This is a genomic window from Hydrogenophaga sp. (genome assembly GCF_031426985.1).
GTDB lineage: Bacteria > Pseudomonadota > Gammaproteobacteria > Burkholderiales > Burkholderiaceae_C > Hydrogenophaga.
The window spans coordinates 1-1143 of the sequence record NZ_JASJOY010000071.1 but is presented as its reverse complement, the minus strand read 5'-3'; the positions used below and the strand labels follow the sequence as shown (position 1 = coordinate 1143).

Here is a 1143-nt window from a genome sequence, read left to right as displayed (position 1 = left end):
GCCGCGGTGCGCCAGCCAGCGCATGATGAGCTTGTTGGGCGCGATCACCTGTTGGCGGTAGATGCCGAGGTTCTGCCGCTTCTTGTGCGGTCCCTTCGTCACGGTCAGCCCCCAGGTGATCAGCGGCGCCACATCGCCGGGCCAGCAGTGCTGGATCGGCAGCCGGCTCAAATCGACGTCGGCGCCCTCCCACACGACATCCTGGCAGGGCGCCGACCCGTGTTCCTGTGGCGTCATGTGCCACAGTTTTTTGAGCAGACCGCCCAGGGCCACCATGTCTTTCAGGCCGCCCGGCGCCTGCGGTTCCTTGAGCGCGGCGAGCACCTCGCCGAACTGGCGCAGCTCGGCCAGACTGTCCACGCCCATGGCGCGCGCCACGCGGCCGGTGGTGCCAAACAGGTTGCCCAGCACCGGCATGCTGTGGCCGGTGGGTCGCTCGAACAGCAGGGCCGGGCCACCGGCGCGCAGCACGCGGTCGCACAGCGCGGTCATCTCCAGGTGTGGGGAGACCGGCTGGCTCACGCGCCGCAGTTCGCCCGCGGTTTCCAGTTGCGCGATGAACTCGCGCAGGTCCTTGTAGGTCATGCGGGCGCGATGTCCATGCCCTGCCAGCGTTGGCTCAGCGCGTGCGGCACGTCGAGCAGGTCGAGCACGCGCGCCACGCTGGCGTCCACGAGGTCGTCGAGGGTTTGTGGGCGCAGGTAGAAGGCGGGCATGGGCGGGCAGACGATGGCGCCCATCTCGGTGACCGCGGTCATGTTGCGCAGGTGGCCCAGGTGCAGCGGGGTCTCGCGCGTCATCAGCACGAGACGGCGGCGTTCCTTGAGCATCACGTCGGCGGCGCGGATGAGCAGGTTGTCCGACAGGCCGTGGGCGATGGCCGCGAGCGTGCGCATGGAGCAGGGCGCGACCACCATGCCGTCGCAGCGGAACGAGCCACTGGCCGGGCCGGCGCCGAGGTTGTTCGCGTCGTGCAGCGTGTGCACCAGCGGGCGCAGGGCTTCGGGCGCGAGGGTCAGTTCGTGGTGCAGCGTGAGCCAGCCGGCGTCGGACACGACCGCGTGCACCTGCACGCCGGGCATCGCGCCCAGCACCTGCAGCAGGCGCAGGCCGTAGACCGCGCCGCTGGCGCCGGTGATGGCC

At 70.7% G+C, this 1143-nt stretch carries 2 protein-coding genes; both read right to left on the bottom strand.

From position 1 onward, the window contains the following. Window positions 1-585, bottom strand: a 585-nt coding sequence (locus RMP09_RS09785) for a UbiD family decarboxylase domain-containing protein (protein WP_310565794.1), incomplete at its 3' end; no start/stop codon positions are given. Further along, window positions 582-1143 (bottom strand): UbiX family flavin prenyltransferase (locus RMP09_RS09780; protein WP_310565793.1); only part of this gene is annotated, 562 nt, incomplete at its 5' end. The genes RMP09_RS09785 and RMP09_RS09780, both read right to left, overlap by 4 nt.